This is a genomic window from Catenovulum sp. 2E275 (assembly GCF_025515275.1).
Lineage (GTDB): Bacteria > Pseudomonadota > Gammaproteobacteria > Enterobacterales > Alteromonadaceae > Catenovulum.
Window position 1 is genome coordinate 23,836 of the sequence record NZ_JAOPFU010000036.1, and the last position, 21,667, is coordinate 45,502.

Consider the following 21,667-nt stretch of genomic DNA (forward strand, 5'->3'; position numbering starts at 1 on the left):
ATGTCTAATTTGGCATTTGAATTTGATAAAAATAATAATAAATTATTTGTTCTAATAAATTGTACTGAAGGAGATAGCTTACCTACCGACGCAAGTATAAAAGCACAGTTTGAAGAATCTAAATATAAAGAATTCTTTTATTTCCCTGAAGAAGCCTCTAAAGCTGTTGCTTTAGTAACCCAGTATTTTACATCAAAGCAGTTTGGTAAAGAAGTACGGTTTGCTATAGCGGAAGCTCGTCCCGCCAAAATTAAAATTCGAGTAGCTGAAGATAAGATGACTGCCAGTGTTGAACTAACAGCGGCATTTGGCGGACCTAATTTAAATGAAAAACAAATTATAAAATGCGCGACCCAAAAAGGGGTTGTCATGGGGATTGATGAATCTGCGCTCGGTGAATTAGTTCAAAAAATTAAAACGGGTCCAATAGGTGAAGTCTACCATCAGGTGATAGCAAATGGACAGTTACCTAAGAGAGGAGACGATAGTACATTTGAGTACTTAACAAAATCGATTAAAGACAGAGTACTTCAACCTCAAGAAGTTGATCATGGTAAAGTCGACATGCGAGATTTAGGCTCATTGATGTCTGTTAAACCAGGAGACCCTTTGGTTCGCCGTCATCCTCCAACAAAAGGGCGAGCAGGCTATAATGTATTAGGAAAAGCTGTATTAGCGGAACCTGGTAGTGAAATTCCTTTTGAGATAGGTTCTGGTAGCTGTATTTCTCCTCAGGACCCTAATTTATTAATATCAGAGATCCATGGACTACCTTATACATTTGAAAAAGGGGCTAGGGTTGATAATGTTCTGGAATTGCAAAAAATTGATGTTTCAACTGGACATATAGATTTTAAGGGCGGCGTTATTGTTAATGGTGACGTATCTGAAGGGATGAAGCTAAAAGCGAATGGGAATGTAACCATTGCGGGGTTTGTTGAAAATGCTGAGCTAGAGATAGATGGCGACTTAACCGTAATGAAAGGGATTATAGGCCGTAAAACCGATGATGATAGTGATCCCGAACAAACTGCATTTCAATGTAATGTCAAAGTATCAGGTAATGTCTGCGCCAAGTATATTCAAAATGCATTTGTCGATGCTGGAAAACAAGTCCAATTCCAAGGGCAGATTTTACATTCGAGAATTATTGCAGACAGCATTTATGGTGGTACAGATAAATCTCCAGCTGGAAAAATTGTTGGCGGGTTTTATCAGGTATCTAAAGGTGTCAGATGTGCCACAATTGGCGCAATTGCCTCTACTAACACTATTTTTCATCTTTATCCGGAATTAAACGAAAAGTTAGAAAAAAAGCAAACTTTGATCAAGTTACTTAAAAACAAAGAAGAGATTTTGCAGGAAATTAAAGCTGCATGGGAGCACTTAAGGGAAGATGATAGTTCAGAAAACAAAGCAAAACTAATAGAAGAGACTATTGCTTCATATAAACTGCATGATAAAGAATTAAAGAAGTTTTCCAAAGCAATTGAACATTTAAATGTTCAAATTGAAAAAGGGATGCAGGCTGTAACTGTATACGCCAGTCGGGAGTTCTTTAGTAAAACTCATTTACGTATGGGGCAGGTACGTTATGTTTCACAAGATGATATGCGCAATACCAAAATAGGTTATAAAGACGGCCAGTTTACTAAAGTGTAAGTCGAATTCATTTGAATAATCGCCAGCGTTTTGAGTCGCTAGAACGGGTTGGTGTGCAGTTTTCTCTGACATAGTGATCAACTGCATCTGTGATAACTAAAGCGCGCTGAATGGGGCAAAAAAAGCTAAAAACATCTTTTTCAAAATCAGCATCAATTGCGGTTGTCATTTTATATAAAGTGCCAACGGCTGTTTCTTCTACTCTAAAAGGCAGTTTTACCACAAAATCTCGTTCAAGCCACCAGATTAGACTCATGTGTTCTTCGTTAGCAATATCTATCATACGTTCGCGTAAAGTATCACCTTCAACAAATCGGCGATTTCTAAAAGGCCCAACCCAGTGACCGCTAACGGGTTTTACACTTGGTCCAATTCGCATTAGTTCTGCAGTTAAACTGGTATCGGGTCGTTTTAACTCAATCACATATTGTTCTTGATCTGGGCTGGTTAAACTGTCTATTTTTGATTTGAGGCTGGCATAAAAATTAGTAAAACCTTCAGCGGTTTTAGTGCCTGAAGCATTATTATTGGATTTATTTTGGTTTGATCCTAAGTTAGTTTCCTGAGATAAAAAAGGTTTTTCGGCTACGGCAATATAGACACCTAAAGCAATTAAAATGAGAGCGGCTGATATATGCCTAATCCAGAACCACATAATACGTTTTAAATCCTTGTTAGTATTTTCTGAGCTTGCCTATAATTGGTTTAAATAGCAACTGCTTGATAACAGATTAGGCGATTTTTAGCTTATTTGTAAACCGAGGGTTGCTTTTTATCCGGCCGGGTTTTAAAGCGGCGGTGAAGCCACATATATTGCTCCGGTGCTTTCATTATGCCAGTTTCTATCAACTGATTTAAGCGTGCGGCATCGGCTTCATCATCTCCACTTGGGTAATTATCTAATGCTGGGGTTAAAGTAAGCTTATAACCTTTACCGTTAGCTAACCGCTCAGGCATTAATACAATCACTTTACAGTCTGCTTCTTTCGCAAATAAAGTGGTGCCTGTTGTAGTACAAGCTTGTGGCTCTGCAAAAAACGGGACAAAAACACTGCGGCGGCGACCATAATCCTGATCCGGTAAATAATGGCAGGCTTCATTGTTGGCTAATGCCTCTAATAATCCTTTTACATTTTTAGCGCCAATTAAATATTTATTGTCGCGTGCGCGGCCATTGTACTGAAAATATTCCATTAAAGGGTTGTTATGCGGTCGGTAAAAAGCAACGCATGGATGTTTTTGTGCAAATACTCGTCCACAAATCTCCAAACACATCATGTGATATGTCACCAGTAATACGCCTTTACCAGATTCAAGTGCTTCGGTTAAGTGCTCTACACCTTCGTAATGGGCTAATCTTTGGATTCGCCACTTGGGCCACCACCAACCCATGCTGCTTTCAAATAGTGCAATACCGGTTGATTCAAAATTTTTAATTAATAATTGCTGGCGCTCGTGCGCCGGCATATCAGGAAAACAAATTTCTAAATTTCTCTTGGCAATTTTGCGTCTACTTTTTACAAAGGTGTATAAAAGACGACCAATTAATTTGCCTAAACTAAGTTGTAGCCGGTAAGGCAGCCAAGAAATTAAATATAAAATGGCGAGGCCAATCCAGTTTATCCAATAACGGGGATGAAAAAATTTGAAGCTAAATTCTGGCGTATGCACTGTTATTGATTACTCTAATTAAAAATTTGCGAAGTATTTTAAGCGCTAATCAGACTGACTGCCAGTATTAACGTTTAAGCTTGTGACTTTACTGAAAATACTGCCATTGGCTAAGCGGGTTTGAATGATCTCATCCGGCTTAACTTGTTCAACGCTATGCAGTGCATTGCCTTGATTATCAAATGTTGCACTATAACCTCTTTGCAACGTCGATAGTGGGCTGTAAGCCTGTAATTTTTCTATCAGTAAACTATGTTGGTAACTTAACGATTTAAATTGATTTTGTAATGCAGTGTTTAATCTAGCTGCTAATCCAGATAAATTTTGTTGTTGCTGTTGTAACTGATATTTAGGGTGAGCAGCCCAAAGAGATTGCTCTAATCGGTTAAGTTGAGTTTGTTTAGTTTGCTTTTTATGTAACAAATGGTGATGAAGTTGATTGAGCTTTTCATCTAACCATTGCTGTTGATTAAACATTTGTTTAACCGGATCTTGCTGATTTAATCTAAGCTCATACCGGTTTAACTTGTGTTGATTAAGCGCGATAATGCGTTCAATACTGCGGTTAAGTTGGTGGCTAAGGCCAGGTAGGTGGTTTTTAATTTTCACACTGCTTTGGCTGATCATTTCTGCCGCAGCTGATGGTGTTGCAGCGCGTATGTCCGCAACTAAATCTGCTATGCTGATATCTGTTTCGTGGCCAACTGCGCTAATAACGGGTAAACGGCTATAGTGAATAGTATAAGCAACCGCTTCTTCATTAAATGCCCACAAGTCTTCAATTGAACCACCACCGCGGCCAACAATAATCAAATCTAGTTCTGTGTTTTGATTGGCCAGTTCTATCATTTGGCAGATATTAGGGGCTGCTTGCTCGCCTTGAACCAGACAAGGGTAAATCACCACTTCAATATTTGGCGCTAATCTTTTTAAAATACTTAAAATATCATGAATCGCTGCCCCTTTAGCTGAAGTAATAATACCTACTTTACGAATATTAACTGGGAGTGATTGTTTTTCTGCCGGATCAAATAAACCTTCGCCAGCAAGTCTTTGTTTTAATGCTTCAAATTTTTGTTGAAGTTGACCAACACCAGCAGGTTGCATTGATTCCACCAGTAACTGGTATTCGCCTCTTGGTTTATACAGGCTAACCCCGGCCCGCACTAAAACCTGAGTACCATTTTTTGGCTCGAACTGCACAAAACGATTAGCACCTTTGAACATGGCGCATCTCACTTGAGATTGGTCGTCTTTTAACGAAAAATACCAGTGCCCTGAACTGGCTCTGGTTAAGTTGGATATTTCAGCCTCTAATAATAATGAAATAAAGTTTTGCTCTAATAAAACTTTAATCTGCTGATTTAAACTGGAAACGGTATAAATTTGTTGCGAATTTGTCATAAAAAAGGGCGTTTTTATTGTTTTAAATTCAATCACTTTAATTAAAAGCGAATTTTAGCAAATATATAGGCTAAATAATCGGTTTTAATTAAAAATTTAGTTTACCTTGAGCAATAAAGTCGTTAAAATTCTGCCGCAACTGTTTATACCTCATGAATATTGGTGAGAAGTTGCAATGCTAAGAATCGCTCAAGAAGCTTTAACGTTTGATGACGTTTTACTTGTCCCAGGACACTCTACTGTTTTGCCTCATACGGCAAGCCTAAAAACTCAACTAACCCGTAAAATTACGCTGAATATTCCTATGCTGGCTGCAGCTATGGATACTGTGACCGATGCGCGTTTAGCTATTGCGCTTGCTCAGGAAGGCGGTTTAGGGTTTATCCATAAAAATATGACCATTGAAGAGCAAGCTGCTCAGGTTCGTCAGGTTAAAAAATATGAATCGGGTATTGTATCTGATCCTATTACGGTAACACCTGATATGCTGATCCATGAAGTGATCGCTTTATCTGAACAGGTTAAATTCTCTGGTTTCCCAGTTGTTGATGCTGAAAATAATTTAGTTGGTATCGCTACTGCGCGTGATATTCGTTTCGAAAAGAATGTTAGTTTACCTATTTCAACTGTGATGACGCCAAAAGAAAAATTGGTCACAGTTAAAGAAGGTGAAAATCCAGCTAATATTTTAGATTTAATGCATACACATCGTATCGAAAAAGTATTAGTGGTAGATGATAACTTTAAACTGGCTGGTATGATCACAGTTAAAGATTATTATAAAGCTGAAAATAAACCACATGCGTGTAAAGACGAATTAGGTCGTTTACGTGTAGGGGCGGCTGTTGGTGTTGGTGCAGGGACAGACGAACGTGTTAAAGCGTTAATAGAGGCTGGCGCGGATGTGATTTTAGTGGATACCTCGCATGGCCATTCACAAGGCGTAATTGATCGCGTTAAATGGGTAAGAGAAAACTTCCCTAACGTACAATTAATTGCCGGTAACGTAGCAACCGCAGCGGGTGCTGAAGCGTTAGCTGATGCTGGTGTAGATGCCGTTAAAGTGGGAATTGGCCCAGGCTCTATTTGTACAACTCGAATTGTAACTGGTTGTGGTGTACCACAAATTACTGCAGTAAATGATGCGGCAACTGCAATGGCAAAACGAGGCATTCCTGTCATTGCTGACGGTGGTATTCGTTTTTCTGGTGATATTGCAAAAGCATTAGCAGCCGGTGCAAGTTGTGTTATGGTTGGTTCAATGTTTGCGGGTACGGAAGAAGCACCGGGCGAAGTTGAATTATTCCAAGGCCGTTATTACAAATCTTATCGCGGTATGGGGTCTTTAGGTGCAATGTCACAAAAAGAAGGCTCAAGTGACCGTTATTTCCAAAAATCAAATGAAGCTGACAAATTAGTACCAGAGGGTATTGAAGGTCGTATCGCTTACAAAGGTCCAATTGCAAATATTATTCACCAGCAAATGGGCGGCTTGCGTTCTGCGATGGGCTTAACCGGTTGTGGCACAATTGAAGCGCTAAATACTAAAGCTGAATTTGTTCGTATTACATCTGCTGGTATGGGTGAGTCTCACGTGCATGATGTTCAAATCACTAAAGAAGCGCCTAACTATCGTTTAGGTTAAGCGATTTAAAACTTAAAATTTTTCTTCAGGCTAGCCTTTGCTGGCCTGATTTATTTATAAAGCGGAATTTTTTATGAGTAAAAATATTCACGAAAGTCGCATTCTGATTTTAGATTTTGGCTCTCAATACACTCAGTTAATTGCACGTCGAGTTCGTGAAATTGGCGTTTATTGCGAACTTTGGGCTTGGGATGTGACCGAAGCACAAATTAAAGAATTTAACCCAACCGGGATTATTTTATCGGGCGGACCGGAAACCGTTACCGCAGCTAATACGCCAAGAGCACCAGAGTACGTATTTAATGCTGGTGTGCCGGTATTTGGTATTTGTTATGGCATGCAAACCATGTCGCAACAATTAGGTGGTCAGGTACAAGGCTCTGAACATAGAGAATTTGGTTACGCTAAAGTTGAGATTGTTGAAGCAAACCCATTACTTGAACATATTGAAGATCTCATTTTAGACAATGGTAATGCTGCGTTAGATGTGTGGATGAGCCACGGTGATAAAGTGGTTGAAATTCCGGCTGGATTTACCACTATTGCAAGCACGCCAAGCTGCCCGCATGCCGCGATTGCTAATAATGAAAAACAGTTTTTTGGTGTTCAGTTCCACCCAGAAGTGACTCATACTAAACAAGGTATGCGTCTGTTAGAGCGTTTTGTGGTTGAAATTTGTGGCTGTGAAAAATTATGGACTCCAGCTTCTATTATTGAAGATGCTGTTGCCAGAATTAAAGAACAGGTGGGTAATGATGAAGTTATTTTAGGTTTATCCGGCGGTGTAGATTCATCTGTCACTGCGATGCTATTACATCAGGCAATTGGCGACAGATTAACTTGTGTATTTGTTGATAACGGTTTATTACGTTTAAACGAAGGCCAACAAGTGATGGATATGTTTGGTGATCACTTTGGTTTAAACATTATTCATATCGATGCTGAAGATCGCTTTTTAAATGCGCTTAAAGGCGAAGATGATCCTGAGAAAAAACGTAAAATTATCGGTCGTGTATTTGTTGAAATTTTTGACGAAGAGTCTAAAAAATTAACGACAGCTAAATGGTTAGCGCAAGGCACAATTTATCCAGACGTTATTGAATCTGCGGGTTCTAAAACGGGTAAAGCGCATGTGATTAAATCGCACCACAATGTGGGTGGATTACCAGACGATATGGAATTAGGTTTGGTTGAACCGCTGCGTGAATTATTTAAAGATGAAGTACGCAAAATTGGTTTAGAACTGGGTTTACCGTACGACATGTTATATCGTCATCCATTCCCAGGACCAGGTTTAGGTGTGCGTGTACTTGGCGAAATCAAAAAAGAATACTGTGATTTATTACGCCGTGCTGATGCTATTTTTATTGAAGAATTACATAAAGCAGACTTGTACCATAAAGTGAGTCAGGCATTTACGGTATTCTTACCAGTTCGCTCTGTTGGTGTGATGGGCGATGCACGTAAATATGACTGGGTTGTTTCACTGCGCGCAGTAGAAACTATCGATTTTATGACCGCAATTTGGGCACATCTACCTTATGAATTTTTAGGGCATGTATCTAACCGAATTATTAACGAAATTGATGGTATTTCACGCGTTGTTTACGATATTTCAGGTAAACCGCCTGCGACCATTGAGTGGGAATAATTTTTCTCGCAGCTTAATAATCTAATACAGCGTTAAAGTCCTGAATGCAAAAGTTTAAAAATGCCACTCAATTTTATTAATTGGGTGGCATTTTTGTATTGATTTAGCTAGCTTCGTTATTATGCTAAAACTAATATTGTGTTTTAGTAGATAATGGAGAGTTAAATGACTGATAAAATCTATACACCGCCAAAAATCTGGCAATGGGAACAGGGTAATGGTGGTCAATTTTCTAATATTAACCGACCGGTATCTGGCGCTACCCATAATAAATCTCTCCCAGTTGGACAACATCCTATACAGCTTTATTCTCTAGCAACACCTAATGGGGTTAAAGTGACTATTTTATTAGAAGAGTTACTCGCGCTCGGCATTAAAGGGGCTGAATATGATGCACATTTAATTAAAATTATGGAAGGTGAACAATTTAGCTCTGGGTTTGTTGAAATTAACCCTAACTCTAAAATTCCAGCCTTAGTTGACTACAGCCTGACTAAACCTTTAGCTGTCTTTGAATCAGGCGCAATTTTATTATACCTTGCTGAAAAATTTAAGCAGTTTATACCTAGTCAAATATCAGATCGAGTTCAATGTTTATCATGGTTATTCTGGCAAGTTGGTACAGCACCTTTACTCGGTGGTGGCTTTGGTCATTTCTATGCTTATGCACCTGAAAAATATGAATATCCAATAAACCGATTTACAATGGAAGTCAAACGTCAACTTGATGTGTTAGATAAACAACTCGCTAACAATCAATATATTTGTGGGAGTGAGTATACTATTGCTGATATAGCTATTTTTTCTTGGTACGGTGCTTTAGTTGAGAACAAAATATATGATGCAGCTGAATTTTTACAAACTAATAGCTATCAAAATGTGATTCGCTGGGCTAGATTAATTGACTCTCGCTCTGCTGTTAAACGGGGGAAAATGGTTAACCGAACATGGGGAGAACCGGAAGAACAGTTGCACGAGCGGCATCAATCAAGTGACTTTGAGTTAAAAACTCAAGACAAAAATTAGTCTTTAAGATTGTTTGGGAAAGCTAAAGTAAACATACAACCGTGTTGAAGTTCAGATTGAAGCTGAACTTCGCCTTTAAGTTGATTAACCACTAGATTATATAAGATAGATAATCCTAAGCCTGTCCCGCCACCTTGCCGGTTAGTTGTATAAAATGGCTCAAAAACTCGTCTTTGATATTCTTTGGCTAGACCTTGGCCATTGTCTTGTGCTGTTAATATAATTTTATTCTCACTCTGTTTAAGTGTTAATTGAAATGATTTATCCGGTTGGTCTGCTAAGAATGCATGGGCGCATGCATTTTGAATTAATATTGTGATAATTTGAGCAAAAATGCCTGGTGGAGCATAAATTTCAATACCATCATCTAGTTGGGTTGTTAATGTGACATTATGCCGCTTTAATAATGGTTTAAGACTGGAAAGAGTTGAAATTAAATACTCACCTAAATTGAATCGATATTGTGTATGTCCTGACTGATCTGCTGCTGTTTGTTTAAAATTTTGAATTAAATCTACTGCTCGGCTTAAGTTATTATAAATTAATTCATTAGCTGTTTTTATATTAGTTAAATAGCTTAAAAATTTTTGTTTGCTTAATTGGTTATCAGTTATTAATTTTTCTAACTCTTTAATACTTTCAATGCTATGAGTTGTTCCTGTTATAGCTACTCCTATTGGTGTATTGACTTCATGTGCAACCCCCGCAACTAAGTTACCAAGTGATGCCATTTTTTCAGATTCAATCAATTTTTCCTGTGTACTTTTTAAATCATCAAGACTGGACTCTAATGCCTGTGTTCGTTTCTGAACCAGTTTTTCTAAATTAATATTTTGTTCTTCAAGTTGTTTTTGATATTGATTACGTTGATAAGCACTTAGAGCTCTTCCGTATAGATCGGACATCGCGCTGGCAAAAGTAATTTCATCTTGGCACCAGTTTTTTTCATTGCCTATTTCTTCACAACAAATAATTCCAATCATTTTGCCTTTGTGTCGGATTGGAATATCTAGCATTGAGTTTATTTTATTTGGTGATAAATAAACTTTGGAAAATTCTGATGTGGCAGGGTGTGTGTGCGCATTGTGTGCAATAATTGCACGTTCAGTATCCAAATAAGAAAAATAATTTGGAAAGTCAGAGCGGTGTAGTTTTAAAGATTCTAACTCGGTATCATGATAGGTATCGATCAATAATTTACATTCTATTGAGTTTTTATCTGCATCTGTCAGCCAAATACCAACCCTCTTAATTTGTAAGCCTTGAATCAGTGAATGAATGATCAGTCTTCTGGCCTGATCAATATTACCATCATCAATCATTTCAGATTTAGAAACTGTTAATAAAATATCTTCCAGTTGTACTTTCATCGTCGCTGACTCACCTGATTTTAAATTAAACTATAGTATTTTACTTGTAGAGAGGCAAAACTGAATTTAGATATTTATTAGATATATGTAGGTTGAATATATCTTTATATTGCTGAAATTTACCAAAAATTATGGATAGTTTACGCTATCAGACTATTTCTGTTATATACTGCCTGAAATTATTGGGGCTAGTCGTTATACTCATTGCATTTTAAAAGGTAGGTTTGCGCTTTGTGTCGTTTATTTGCTGATAGTTATATTTAGATGTCAGTTTGATTATTTATCATATAATTGGCATAAGCAAATTTTATATACTTTGTGCACTCTAAGTTTGTCTTGTTAATAAGCTCTCTGTTATACTGCTGCCCCGTCAATAATGTCTAATTTTGTTCTATTTTTTCAGGTTCCACATGACAACTAGATATATTTTTGTAACAGGTGGGGTGGTTTCCTCGCTCGGTAAAGGTATTGCCGCTGGCTCATTAGCCGCTATTCTTGAAGCTCGTGGTCTTAAAGTTACCATAATGAAGCTTGACCCTTATATTAATGTGGATCCGGGCACAATGAGCCCAATTCAGCACGGTGAAGTATTTGTAACCGAAGACGGGGCTGAAACGGATTTGGACTTAGGCCACTATGAGCGTTTTATCCGTACCAAAATGACGCAGGGAAATAACTTTACCCAAGGTCGTATTTATCAGGATGTGATTGCTCGTGAGCGCCGTGGTGATTATTTAGGGGCAACTATTCAGGTTATTCCTCATATCACTAACGAAATCAAACGCCGCGTTGTTGAAGGTGCACAAGGTTCGGATATCGCTTTAGTTGAAATCGGCGGTACCGTTGGTGATATTGAATCACAACCGTTTTTAGAAGCAATTCGTCAATTAGGTACAGAAATTGGCCGCGAACATGCTATGTACATGCATTTAACTTTAGTGCCGTACATGAAAGCATCTGGTGAAGTGAAAACTAAACCAACTCAGCACTCAGTTAAAGAGCTACGCTCAATCGGTATTCAGCCGGATATTTTAATTTGCCGTTCAGAAAACGCGATTCCGGCTAATGAACGTAAGAAAATTTCGTTATTTACCAATGTAGAAGAAAAAGCGGTTATCTCACTGAAAGATGTCGATAGTATTTATCGCATTCCTGCGTTATTACGATCTCAAGGTTTAGATGAGCTAATTACCCGTCGTTTCCATATTGATGCACCAGAATCAGATTTAACTGAGTGGGAGCAGGTTTTATACGAAGAGTCTAACCCTATGGGTGAAGTGACTATTGGTATGGTCGGTAAATATGTTGAATTAGCAGATGCTTATAAATCAGTTAACGAAGCATTAAAGCATGCGGGTCTTAAAAATCGCGTAACCGTTAATATTGAATATATTGATTCTCAAGATCTTGAATCTAAAGGCGTTGAAAAGCTGAAAGGGTTAGATGCGATTTTAGTTCCGGGTGGTTTTGGTGAGCGTGGTACTAACGGTAAAATGTTAGCGGCTCAATATGCCCGTGAAAACAAAGTGCCTTATTTAGGAATTTGTTTAGGCATGCAAATGGCGTTAATTGAATTTGCGCGCAATGTTGCAAACCTAGAAAATGCAAACAGTACCGAGTTCGACTCAAAAACACCGCATCCTGTCGTTGGTTTGATTACTGAATGGTTAAACTCAGAAGGTGATGTTGAAACCCGCACTAATAACTCAGATTTAGGTGGCACTATGCGCTTAGGTAGTCAGTTATGTCATTTAAAACCGGGTACTAAAGCGGCGGATGTCTATGGCTCTACTGAAATTTATGAGCGTCATCGTCATCGTTATGAAGTAAATAACAATTATATTGAACAACTGGAAAAAGCTGGTTTAGTTTTCTCTGGCTTATCTGCTGATCGTAAATTAGTTGAAATGATTGAGATCCCTGATCATCCGTGGTTTGTGGCTGCTCAATTCCATCCGGAATTTACATCAACGCCAAGAGATGGTCACCAGTTGTTTAAAGGTTTTGTTGCTGCTGCATTTGAATGCCAGAAGCAAACGGATCAATAAAAGTTAGATTAAAAAATTGATAAAGCGCCGGTTGGGCGCTTAATAATAAATCATTAAAGAGGAAGAAAATAATGGCATCTATTGCAAAAATTCATGCCCGTGAAATTATCGACTCACGTGGTAACCCAACAATTGAAGCAGACGTAACGTTAGAAAGTGGCGCATTTGGTCGTGCTGCTGCGCCATCTGGTGCATCTACTGGTACTCGTGAAGCATTAGAATTACGTGACGGCGACAAAACTCGCTTTTTAGGTAAAGGTGTATTAAAAGCTGTTGCTAACGTAAATGACATCATTGCACCTGCATTAGTTGGTAAAAATGCATTAGAGCAAGCTCAAATCGATAAAATTATGATCGATTTAGACGGTACAGAAAACAAAGATAAGTTAGGCGCAAATGCAATTTTAGCCGTTTCTTTAGCGGTTGCTAAAGCAGCAGCGGCTGAAAAAGGTGTAGCTTTATATGAGCACATTGCTGACTTAAACGGTACGTCTGGTCAATACAGCATGCCAGTACCTATGATGAACATCATCAACGGTGGTGAGCATGCAGACAATAACGTTGATATTCAAGAGTTTATGGTTCAACCAGTTGGTGCTAAGTCTTTCAAACAAGCTATCCAAATGGGGGCTGAAATTTTCCATAACCTTAAAAAAGTATTAGCTTCAAAAGGTTACAATACAGCTGTTGGTGATGAAGGTGGTTTTGCTCCGGATCTTAAATCAAACGCTGAAGCATTAGCTGTAATCGTTGAAGCGGTTGAAAAAGCTGGCTATAAAATGAATGAAGAAGTCACTTTAGCATTAGACTGTGCATCTTCTGAATTCTACGCTGATGGCAAATACAACTTAAAAGGTGATGGTAAATCGTTCACTTCTGAAGAGTTTGCTGATTACCTAGCTGGTTTAGTTGCTCAATACCCAATCGTTTCAATTGAAGACGGTTTAGACGAAAGTGACTGGGACGGCTGGAAAGTATTAACTGACAAGTTAGGTGAAAAAGTTCAGTTAGTTGGTGATGATTTATTCGTAACTAACACTAAAATCTTAAAGCGCGGTATCGAGCAAGGTATTGGTAACTCAATCCTTATCAAATTCAACCAAATTGGTTCATTAACTGAAACTTTAGAAGCTATCAAGTTAGCTAAAGATGCTGGTTTTACGGCTGTTATTTCTCACCGTTCTGGCGAAACAGAAGATGCTACAATTGCTGATTTAGCAGTTGGTACTGCGGCAGGTCAAATCAAAACTGGTTCTATGAGCCGTTCTGACCGTGTTGCTAAGTACAACCAATTATTACGTATCGAAGAAGTATTAGGCGAAAAAGCTGTATACAAAGGTCGTAGCGAAATTAAAGGTCAAGCTTAATCGCTTTAAATGCTTGTTTAGTTTTAAATAAGCATACCATTTAGTATGATTAGGTGTTTTAATTGGTTGTCAGTTAAAACACCTTTTTTATATCTGGAGTAAAGCATTGGCGGATTTTCCAATGTTGCAACAACAAGATTTTGCACATCAAAATGAACGTTTATTAGATTATGCGCAGTTGTGTAATGTGTTTTACGAGCGTGAATTAAAATTACTTGCTGAGTGTCAACTTAGCCCAGAGTATGTTGCCAAAAGGCTGAGTAGTTTACCTTTTTATATAAAAAGAGCAGCCGAAGCAATTTTATCTTTAGAAAACCCTTTAACTTTAGATGCGCAAAACGGAACTTGGTCAGCTAAACAAAAACGCAAATCTCCCGCTGACAAAATAACACCAGAACAAAATCAAAGCTGGCTTGAAAAAAATGCACAGTTAGGTTTAGTGGTGGTGGTGATTATTTATGAAAAAGGCCAAACCCATTTTAGGCTAGATTGCATAGATGTGATTGAGGGCAATAAAATCAGATTAAATGAGCATGGGTGGTTTAATTTTTCGGGGAATTATTTAGAATCAAGCCTAGTTGAAAAACGTTTAATTAAATCAACTAAAGATATTATGACTGCTGCTTGTTGTGGCCATCAATGGATTGGTAACGATATGACATTTCCGCGAACTTTAACGTTAAGAGAGTTATTACTAACCACAGTGATTAACTGGACTAATTTAAATAAACCTTTAGCTTTAACGCATTAACATTCATGAAAATATTCCGAATCATACTGATTATTGTATTAATTGGCTTGCATTACCGGCTATGGTTTGGTGATAACGCGTATTCTGAGCATTTGGCGATGACTCAAAAAGTAGCTGAATTAAAAAAAGCTAATGAAGCACTTAAACTGCGTAATAAGATCATGATGGCGGATATTAAAGACTTAAAATCTGGCTTAGATGCGATTGAAGAAAAAGCAAGAAACGAGTTAGGTATGATAAAACAAGACGAAGTTTTTTATCGGATTGTACCTAATTATAAAAAAGCCACCAATAATTAAATATCAGAATGACAGAACAGCAGATAGCATCAATACAAATTGCCGCTATTATACCAGCCGCAGGGGTTGGTAAAAGAATGCAGGCTAATATCCCTAAACAATATTTAACGATTAATCAAATTAGCATTCTTGAGCATACCATTCGTAAACTCTCCCAAATCACCAATATTACCCAAATTGTGGTAGTCGTTTCGGAAAGTGATCCTTTTATTAAACAGCTACAAACGCAGTTGCCTGCTCAGGTTAAATTGGTAACAGGGGGCGCGGAAAGAGTTTATTCGGTACTTGCCGGTTTAAGAAGTTTAGATTCTGAGCGTTTTCAATGGTGTTTGGTACATGATGCCGCCCGACCTTGTGTATTAGCTGAAGATATAGAAAAATTGATACAATCTTGTCTGAGCTGTAATGTCGGTGGCATTTTAGCAACTCAGGTACGCGATACAATGAAGCGCCAGTTGGTTAATCCACATCATAATGTGGCTGTGATTGAAAAAACCGAAAACCGAGACGGCTTATGGCATGCGTTAACGCCTCAAATGTTTAAAACTCACGAATTAATAGCTGCAATAGAGCTTGGGTTAGCTGAAAATAAGGCGATTACTGACGAAGCATCGGCAATGGAATTAACGAACGCAGAAATTAGATTGATTGAAGGTGATGCTTCTAATATTAAAATTACCAGAGCAAGTGATTTAGCGCTTGCCGAATATTTTTTAAATAGAGAATAAAATGAATATTAAAATCGGACATGGCTTTGATGTACATAAATTTGGTGGTGAAGGCCCGATTGTACTAGCTGGCGTTAAAATTCCGTATGAGCAGGGGTTTCTTGCGCATTCGGATGGTGATGTTGCGATTCATGCGATTATAGATGCTATTTTAGGGGCTTTAGCTTTAGGTGATATAGGGTATTTATTTCCGGATACTGACGCTAAATATGAGAATATAGATAGTAGAATTCTATTAAAGCAAGTTGTTGAATTAATGAAAGAAAAATCATTTAAGATAGGTAATTTAGATGTCACGATTATTGCGCAGTCACCTAAAATGGCGCCTCATATTCAGGCAATGCGTACAATATTGGCAGAAGATTTATTAACCGAAATTGATAATGTGAATGTGAAAGCAACTACCAGCGAAAAATTAGGTTTTACTGGTAGAAAAGAGGGGATTGCAGTTCACTCGGTTGTATTATTGGAGAAAATTGCATGAACTTAGCTTATTTACATGGCAAACCTGAAGTAAAAGCAAGTATACGTAATCAAAATGAAGATTTTGAAGTTGAAGAAGTGCTTGGTTTTGAACCTGATGGAGCTGGCGAACATTTGTGGCTTTGGGTTGAAAAAAATGGTCAGAATACGGCTTTTATCGGAAAAGAAATTGCGAAAGCATTTGGTGTTTCTGCAAAAAGTGTATCGCATTCAGGGTTAAAAGACAGACATGCCGTGACAAGGCAGTGGTTTAATTTACCTTGGCCTATCAAGCAGGATATTCCAACGGTTGAGCTTGAAAACGCCAAAATTTTTAAAACGGTTCGTCATGGCAAGAAACTAAAAATTGGCACCCACAAAGCGAATTTTTTTAGATTAAAAATTAAATTAGAGCAAGCTGTTAATTTAGATGAAAGGCTAACGGCCATAAAACAATTTGGTGTTGCAAATTATTTTGGTGAGCAACGATTTGGTCGCGACGGAGATAATTTAGATAATGCCATTAAAATGTTTAGCGGAGAGCTAAAAGTAAAAGATAGAAAATTGCAAAGTATTTATTTATCTTCTGCGCGTTCTTATTTATTTAATCAGATATTGGATGCCCGTATTCAGGCTAATATGTTTAAACCGGTTGCTGGCGATGCGTTTATTTTGTCTGGGAGCAACTCTTTTTTTAAAGCCGATGTTATTGACGATGAAATTATTGCCCGTTTTGAGTCTGGCGATATTTTATTAAGTGGTAGTTTGTTCGGTAAAGGTGATAGCATAGTAAGCGGGGAAGTTGCCCAGCTTGAAGAGAATTGTTTAAATGCTTATCCGCAAATTGTGGCAGGTTTAATTGAAGCAGGCTTGAAGCAAGAAAGAAGAGCATTACAGTTACCCGTGTCTGATTTTAACTGGTCTTACTCTCAGAATAACAATGAGTATTTTTTAGAAGTTGAATTTAAATTACCCGCGGGATGTTTTGCTACCTCTGTGTTACGTGAAATTGTAGATTATCAGGATGTGTCAAAATCATGAAAATATTATTGAGCAATGATGATGGTGTTCATGCCAGAGGCTTAAAGGCACTATATGATGCTTTGTCTGTTGCTCATGATGTAAGAGTGATTGCTCCTGATAGAAATTGCAGCGGAGCCAGTAATAGTTTGACTTTAGTGAATCCATTAAGATTACACAAAATGGATTCTGGTTTTTATTCTGTTACCGGAACACCGACTGATTGTGTGCACATTGGGGTGAATAAACTCTTAGATTTTGAACCGGATATTGTGGTATCCGGGATCAATCATGGTGCAAACTTGGGTGATGATGTGATTTATTCTGGTACAGTTGCCGCCGCAACGGAAGGTCGTCATATGGGGTTGCCTGCGGTTGCTGTCTCGTTAGATTCTTTTGCTCCGGATGCTGATTTTTCGATTGCCGCAAACATTGCAGCCAAGATCATTAGTCAAATTCAAACTCATCCCATTCCATCCGATCAAATTTTAAATATCAATGTGCCAGCCGTTGGGCTTGATGAAATTAATGGGGTTAAAACGACCCGCTGTGGTAAACGCCATCAAGCTGATACTATGGTTAAAACACAAGATCCGTTTGGACGGGATGTATTTTGGTATGGCGCGATAGGTAAAATCAAAGATGCTGCTGAAGGCACAGATTTTGCTGCTATTAAAAATAATTATGTATCTGTAACACCGTTAACTGTTGATATGACAGCGCATCAAAGTGTTACATTATTAGAAAACTGGATAACCCAAATTCAAATTTAACGGGTTAAAAATAATTGAAGCGTATTTGGTAATATTTAGTCGATGTCGTTAACTTTAAATAAAGCAAGAAGTGGAGAAAAACTTGCGCAATTATTGATGCAAGTAGGAATAAAAAACCACCAGGTATTAGAAGCAATTGCAAGAGTGCCAAGAGAAGCATTTGTGCAACCAGCCTTAACTCACAAAGCCTATGAAAATACAGCCTTACCTATTGGTAAAGGGCAAACTATTTCTCAGCCAGCCATTGTAGCTCGGATGACAGAAATTATTCTGGATGCAGATAAACCGATTAAAACGGTATTAGAAATTGGAACAGGTTGCGGTTATCAAACGGCTGTTTTAGCTCAGCTAGTTGATAAAGTGTGTACCGTTGAGCGAATTGCATCGCTACAATTTCAGGCAAAAAGAGTATTGCGCCAACTTGATTTACATAATATTAGCTTTAAGCACGGAGATGGTTGGAAAGGCTGGATTAATAAAGCGCCTTTTGATGCTATTTTAGTAACAGCCGCAGCGGCCACTTTGCCTACTCAATTGCTTGAGCAGTTAACGGATGGTGGCGTTATGGTTATACCTATTGGTACAGAAGAGCAAATTTTGAAAAAAATAATACGTAATGGCGATGATTATAAAATTACAGATGTCGCAAATGTGAAGTTTGTGCCTTTAGTTGCCGGTGAAACTGAATAATAATACCACCTTTTTGGGTAATGGATTAAATGGAACACTATGAAAACTAGAAATCGGAAAGATTACTTTTTATTAACGGCAAAAGGGATGGCCATGGGAGCCGCTGATGTTGTGCCTGGCGTTTCAGGCGGAACCATTGCTTTTATTACAGGCATATATGATGAGCTACTTAACTCGTTAAAACAATTAGGTCCGGCTGCGTTAAAAATTTTATTTAAAGATGGCTTTGCTGCATTTTGGCAACATATTAACGGTTTTTTCTTATTATCTGTTTTTGGCGGTATTTTAATTAGTTTAAAAACCTTTGCGGCTTTAATTACTACTGCTTTAAATTATTACCCTCTGTTAGTTTGGGGATTCTTTTCCGGTTTAATCGCTGCATCTGTCTATTTATTAGTAAAAGTACAACCTAAATGGAAAGCGACTCAATGGATAGCTTTACTGATAGGGATTGGTATTGTGGTGGGAATTTCGATTGCAAAACCTGCGCATGTACCGGGTGATTGGTGGATGTTGTTTTTAGGTGGCTTTATTGCAATTTGTGCCATGATTTTACCCGGTATTTCAGGTAGCTTCATTTTATTGTTAATTGGTTTATACCCTATCTTTTTAAATGCTATTAATCAGTTAGATATTATTGCACTGGCAAGTTTTGGCGCTGGTTGCATCTCTGGTTTATTGATATTTTCTCGTGTATTGGTTTGGTTATTAGCTCGTTTTTATCATACAACTATTGCAGTCTTAATTGGTTTTTTAATTGGTTCTTTAAATGTCACTTGGCCATGGAAACAAGTTATTAGTTCAGCTGTTAATCGGCATGGAGAGGTGATCCCTTTGCAGCAACAAAATGTTTTACCGGCTCAGTTTACTCACTTAACAGGCTTAGACAGTCAGTTAGCTGGTGTGATTATATGTACTATATTGGGGATTGTGTTAGTTGTTGGTATCGAACGAATCGCTGAAAACTTAAATAAACACAAAATATCTGATTAATTTATATAGTTGAGTTAGACAATGAAGTTAGCTGTATATCAGAATACTCTAATTATATGTATCGTGTGCGCTTTATCGGCTTGTGCTCAGAGAAACACTCCTGCACCGGTTGATTCAGTTTATCGAGGAAAGAGTATTCATGATTTTCAAGCTAACTCACTTAGACAATCACAATATAAAGTATCAAAAGGAGATACTCTATATAGTATTGCATTTAGAGCTGGTGTTGACTTTAAAACACTTGCTCGGTTAAACGACATATCTGCACCCTATTCAATTTACCCAGGGCAAATCATTAGGCTTAACTCCTCTCATAAATCAAACTCTTCTAATCAAATATCTAAAACGAATAAAAAAAAGTCAGATTCGACACAAAAAACACTTGATAAGGATTCTCGTCAGGAGTATGTTGTTACTAAAGGTAAACAAAATGTTACAAATGGTGGCGAGGGAAGTGAGTTCTCTTCTTTCAGTCAAAGTAACTGGCAATGGCCAGCCAAAGGCAAAGTCATTGAGCGTTTTTCCTACAAAGAATTAGGAAATAAAGGACTAGATATAATAGGGAAAAAAGGCGAAGCTGTTTTCGCGGCAAATTCTGGCAAAGTGGTTTACGCCGGAAATGCATTAAGAGGCTACGGTAACTTGATCATTATCAAACACTCTGACGATTATCTAAGTGCGTATGCACATAATAGTTTGATTAGAGTTAAAGAAAAAGATTGGGTGAAAGTAGGTCAGCATATTGCTGATATGGGCGACACAGATACTAACAGGGTCAAGTTACACTTTGAAATTCGTTTCAAAGGTAATACGGTTAATCCTGAAAAGTTTTTACCTAAGCGCTAATTTGCTTGGTAATGTGAGTTTAAATATGGATATAGATAATAGCTAATTACTGCTGTCTTTGTTTTCTAAGGGGAATGACAATGAGCCAAACTGAACGCGCTACTAATCGAGATATGCCAACAGAAGCTGAAATTTCTGAAATCGAAAATTCACAGCTTGAAGACGAAATTCTTACAGTTGATGATTCACATAAAAATTTAGATCCTACCCAATTATATTTGGGGGAGATTGGTTTTTCCCCTTTATTAACTGCAGAAGAAGAAGTTTATTTTGCACGAAAAGCATTAAAAGGCTGTGAAGCATCACGTAAACGAATGATCGAAAGTAACCTTAGATTGGTTGTAAAAATATCCAGAAGATACAACAATCGCGGTTTAGCATTATTAGATTTAATTGAAGAAGGTAATTTAGGATTAATTAGAGCCGTTGAAAAATTTGATCCGGAACGTGGATTTAGATTTTCAACTTACGCAACTTGGTGGATCCGACAAACAATTGAGCGGGCTATCATGAACCAGACCCGAACTATTCGATTACCTATTCATGTTGTTAAAGAATTAAATGTCTATTTAAGAACCGCTCGTGAATTAGCTCAAAAATTAGATCATGAACCAACAGCAGAAGAAATAGCTGCTGCATTGGATAAACCTGTTTCTGATGTCAGTAAAATGCTCAGATTAAATGAAAAAATTAGTTCGGTGGATAGCCCTATAGGTGGTGATTCGGAAAAAGGCCTGTTAGATATCCTGACTGACGAACGTTATGACGGCCCTGAAGATTCATTACAAGATTCAGATATTAAATCTAATATTGTGCATTGGTTAGAAGAACTAAACCCAAAACAAAGAGAAGTATTAGCTCGTCGATTTGGTTTGCTAGGCTATGAAGCTGCAACTTTGGAAGATGTAGGTAAAGAAATAGGATTGACCAGAGAAAGAGTAAGACAAATTCAAGTTGAAGCTCTAAAACGTTTGAAAGATATTTTAAGCAGTGAAGGTTTATCTATCGAATCTTTATTCCAGATTTAAAACTATCTAAATTTCCATAAAGCTTTTAACCTTGTTGAGGTTAAAAGCTTTTTTATTTTATGAATCAATCTCTCCCCATCCAACTAAGACTTTTCCCTAAAACGAATTAAAAATATACAAAATGTCTCAAATTTGCTTGTTAATTAACCGAACGATAAAAAAAAAGAAATAAATTCAAAAAAAGCGTTGACGGGGTTTGTTTTGTCCCTATAATGCGCCCCCACAACGCAGCG

Annotated in this window: 20 protein-coding genes; 16 read left to right on the top strand and 4 right to left on the bottom strand. The window is 37.7% G+C overall.

Going from position 1 to position 21,667, the window contains the following annotated elements:
- Window positions 1-1,662 (top strand): FapA family protein, encoded by a 1,662-nt coding sequence (locus tag N7931_RS14775; protein WP_262795116.1) that lies wholly within the window; start codon window positions 1-3, stop codon window positions 1,660-1,662.
- Between the two features lie 7 nt (window positions 1,663-1,669).
- Here N7931_RS14775 and N7931_RS14780 read toward each other — a convergent pair whose 3' ends face one another.
- The 3 genes from N7931_RS14780 to xseA all read right to left on the bottom strand — a co-directional run bounded on the left by N7931_RS14780 (window position 1,670) and on the right by xseA (window position 4,737).
- The gene (locus tag N7931_RS14780) at window positions 1,670-2,317 is read right to left on the bottom strand and encodes a toxin co-regulated pilus biosynthesis Q family protein (RefSeq protein ID WP_262795117.1); all 648 of its coding nucleotides are present in this window, start codon (window positions 2,315-2,317) and stop codon (window positions 1,670-1,672) included.
- A 92-nt stretch (window positions 2,318-2,409) separates the two neighbouring features.
- Entirely contained in the window at window positions 2,410-3,333 is a 924-nt protein-coding gene (lpxL, locus tag N7931_RS14785) for an LpxL/LpxP family Kdo(2)-lipid IV(A) lauroyl/palmitoleoyl acyltransferase (protein WP_262795118.1), read from the bottom strand.
- 45 nt (window positions 3,334-3,378) lie between these two features.
- Window positions 3,379-4,737 carry an exodeoxyribonuclease VII large subunit gene (xseA, locus tag N7931_RS14790; RefSeq protein WP_262795119.1) on the bottom strand — a complete coding sequence of 453 codons (1,359 nt, stop codon included), beginning with the start codon at window positions 4,735-4,737 and terminating at the stop codon, window positions 3,379-3,381.
- Window positions 4,738-4,912: 175 nt separating this feature from the next.
- Here xseA and guaB point away from each other — a divergent pair, with 175 nt between their 5' ends.
- The 3 genes from guaB (at window position 4,913) to yghU (ending at window position 9,059) form a co-directional block, all read left to right on the top strand.
- Window positions 4,913-6,382, top strand: coding sequence for an IMP dehydrogenase (gene guaB, locus N7931_RS14795; protein ID WP_262795120.1), 1,470 nt, complete (start codon window positions 4,913-4,915; stop codon window positions 6,380-6,382).
- Between the two features lie 73 nt (window positions 6,383-6,455).
- Window positions 6,456-8,033, top strand: a complete 1,578-nt coding sequence (guaA, locus tag N7931_RS14800; protein WP_262795121.1) for a glutamine-hydrolyzing GMP synthase — start codon at window positions 6,456-6,458, stop codon at window positions 8,031-8,033.
- Between the two features lie 165 nt (window positions 8,034-8,198).
- The gene (yghU, locus tag N7931_RS14805; protein ID WP_262795122.1) at window positions 8,199-9,059 is read left to right on the top strand and encodes a glutathione-dependent disulfide-bond oxidoreductase; all 861 of its coding nucleotides are present in this window, start codon (window positions 8,199-8,201) and stop codon (window positions 9,057-9,059) included.
- Here the strand turns inward: yghU and N7931_RS14810 are convergent.
- The gene (locus N7931_RS14810; RefSeq protein WP_262795123.1) at window positions 9,056-10,429 is read right to left on the bottom strand and encodes a GAF domain-containing sensor histidine kinase; all 1,374 of its coding nucleotides are present in this window, start codon (window positions 10,427-10,429) and stop codon (window positions 9,056-9,058) included. The two genes, yghU and N7931_RS14810, sit on opposite strands and share 4 nt — an antisense overlap.
- 410 nt (window positions 10,430-10,839) lie before the next feature.
- On the opposite strand from N7931_RS14810, the gene N7931_RS14815 reads away from it, so the two are divergent.
- The 12 genes from N7931_RS14815 (at window position 10,840) to rpoS (ending at window position 21,434) form a co-directional block, all read left to right on the top strand.
- The gene (locus N7931_RS14815; RefSeq protein ID WP_262795124.1) at window positions 10,840-12,477 is read left to right on the top strand and encodes a CTP synthase; all 1,638 of its coding nucleotides are present in this window, start codon (window positions 10,840-10,842) and stop codon (window positions 12,475-12,477) included.
- A gap of 71 nt (window positions 12,478-12,548) precedes the next feature.
- Window positions 12,549-13,844 carry a phosphopyruvate hydratase gene (gene eno / locus N7931_RS14820; RefSeq protein ID WP_262795125.1) on the top strand — a complete coding sequence of 432 codons (1,296 nt, stop codon included), beginning with the start codon at window positions 12,549-12,551 and terminating at the stop codon, window positions 13,842-13,844.
- Window positions 13,845-13,965: 121 nt separating this feature from the next.
- A complete protein-coding gene (locus N7931_RS14825; protein ID WP_262795126.1) occupies window positions 13,966-14,595 on the top strand; it encodes a hypothetical protein in 630 nt (209 codons plus the stop codon).
- Between the two features lie 5 nt (window positions 14,596-14,600).
- Entirely contained in the window at window positions 14,601-14,894 is a 294-nt protein-coding gene (gene ftsB, locus N7931_RS14830; RefSeq protein ID WP_262795127.1) for a cell division protein FtsB, read from the top strand.
- An 8-nt stretch (window positions 14,895-14,902) separates the two neighbouring features.
- On the top strand, window positions 14,903-15,622 hold the full coding sequence (gene ispD / locus N7931_RS14835) for a 2-C-methyl-D-erythritol 4-phosphate cytidylyltransferase (protein WP_262795128.1): 720 nt from the start codon (window positions 14,903-14,905) through the stop codon (window positions 15,620-15,622).
- Between the two features lie 7 nt (window positions 15,623-15,629).
- Window positions 15,630-16,106: a 2-C-methyl-D-erythritol 2,4-cyclodiphosphate synthase gene (ispF, locus tag N7931_RS14840; protein WP_262795135.1), complete on the top strand. Its 477-nt coding sequence runs from the start codon at window positions 15,630-15,632 to the stop codon at window positions 16,104-16,106.
- Window positions 16,103-17,125, top strand: a complete 1,023-nt coding sequence (gene truD / locus N7931_RS14845; RefSeq protein ID WP_262795129.1) for a tRNA pseudouridine(13) synthase TruD — start codon at window positions 16,103-16,105, stop codon at window positions 17,123-17,125. The genes ispF and truD overlap by 4 nt, the downstream gene beginning before the upstream one ends.
- Window positions 17,122-17,877 carry a 5'/3'-nucleotidase SurE gene (gene surE / locus N7931_RS14850; protein WP_262795130.1) on the top strand — a complete coding sequence of 252 codons (756 nt, stop codon included), beginning with the start codon at window positions 17,122-17,124 and terminating at the stop codon, window positions 17,875-17,877. Before truD ends, surE begins: the two co-directional genes overlap by 4 nt.
- Window positions 17,878-17,919: 42 nt before the next feature.
- Complete coding sequence (locus N7931_RS14855) at window positions 17,920-18,567, top strand: protein-L-isoaspartate(D-aspartate) O-methyltransferase (RefSeq protein WP_262795131.1); 648 nt, start codon at window positions 17,920-17,922, stop codon at window positions 18,565-18,567.
- Between the two features lie 39 nt (window positions 18,568-18,606).
- Window positions 18,607-19,560 carry a DUF368 domain-containing protein gene (locus tag N7931_RS14860; protein WP_262795132.1) on the top strand — a complete coding sequence of 318 codons (954 nt, stop codon included), beginning with the start codon at window positions 18,607-18,609 and terminating at the stop codon, window positions 19,558-19,560.
- Window positions 19,561-19,581: 21 nt separating this feature from the next.
- The gene (locus N7931_RS14865; RefSeq protein WP_262795133.1) at window positions 19,582-20,406 is read left to right on the top strand and encodes a peptidoglycan DD-metalloendopeptidase family protein; all 825 of its coding nucleotides are present in this window, start codon (window positions 19,582-19,584) and stop codon (window positions 20,404-20,406) included.
- Between the two features lie 80 nt (window positions 20,407-20,486).
- Window positions 20,487-21,434 (top strand): RNA polymerase sigma factor RpoS, encoded by a 948-nt coding sequence (gene rpoS / locus N7931_RS14870; protein WP_262795134.1) that lies wholly within the window; start codon window positions 20,487-20,489, stop codon window positions 21,432-21,434.
- The last annotated feature ends 233 nt before the right edge of the window (window positions 21,435-21,667 follow it).

Coding starts and splice junctions, on each gene's coding strand:
- surE (WP_262795130.1), top strand. CDS start 17,122: ATGAAAATATTATTGAGCAATGATGATGGTGTTCATGCCAGAGGCTTA.
- N7931_RS14775 (WP_262795116.1), top strand. CDS start 1: ATGTCTAATTTGGCATTTGAATTTGATAAAAATAATAATAAATTATTT.
- N7931_RS14815 (WP_262795124.1), top strand. CDS start 10,840: ATGACAACTAGATATATTTTTGTAACAGGTGGGGTGGTTTCCTCGCTC.
- ftsB (WP_262795127.1), top strand. CDS start 14,601: ATGAAAATATTCCGAATCATACTGATTATTGTATTAATTGGCTTGCAT.
- guaA (WP_262795121.1), top strand. CDS start 6,456: ATGAGTAAAAATATTCACGAAAGTCGCATTCTGATTTTAGATTTTGGC.
- N7931_RS14860 (WP_262795132.1), top strand. CDS start 18,607: ATGAAAACTAGAAATCGGAAAGATTACTTTTTATTAACGGCAAAAGGG.
- eno (WP_262795125.1), top strand. CDS start 12,549: ATGGCATCTATTGCAAAAATTCATGCCCGTGAAATTATCGACTCACGT.
- N7931_RS14780 (WP_262795117.1), bottom strand. CDS start 2,317: ATGTGGTTCTGGATTAGGCATATATCAGCCGCTCTCATTTTAATTGCT.
- N7931_RS14855 (WP_262795131.1), top strand. CDS start 17,920: ATGTCGTTAACTTTAAATAAAGCAAGAAGTGGAGAAAAACTTGCGCAA.
- N7931_RS14825 (WP_262795126.1), top strand. CDS start 13,966: ATGTTGCAACAACAAGATTTTGCACATCAAAATGAACGTTTATTAGAT.
- rpoS (WP_262795134.1), top strand. CDS start 20,487: ATGAGCCAAACTGAACGCGCTACTAATCGAGATATGCCAACAGAAGCT.
- yghU (WP_262795122.1), top strand. CDS start 8,199: ATGACTGATAAAATCTATACACCGCCAAAAATCTGGCAATGGGAACAG.
- N7931_RS14810 (WP_262795123.1), bottom strand. CDS start 10,429: ATGAAAGTACAACTGGAAGATATTTTATTAACAGTTTCTAAATCTGAA.
- truD (WP_262795129.1), top strand. CDS start 16,103: ATGAACTTAGCTTATTTACATGGCAAACCTGAAGTAAAAGCAAGTATA.
- xseA (WP_262795119.1), bottom strand. CDS start 4,737: ATGACAAATTCGCAACAAATTTATACCGTTTCCAGTTTAAATCAGCAG.
- guaB (WP_262795120.1), top strand. CDS start 4,913: ATGCTAAGAATCGCTCAAGAAGCTTTAACGTTTGATGACGTTTTACTT.
- ispD (WP_262795128.1), top strand. CDS start 14,903: ATGACAGAACAGCAGATAGCATCAATACAAATTGCCGCTATTATACCA.
- N7931_RS14865 (WP_262795133.1), top strand. CDS start 19,582: ATGAAGTTAGCTGTATATCAGAATACTCTAATTATATGTATCGTGTGC.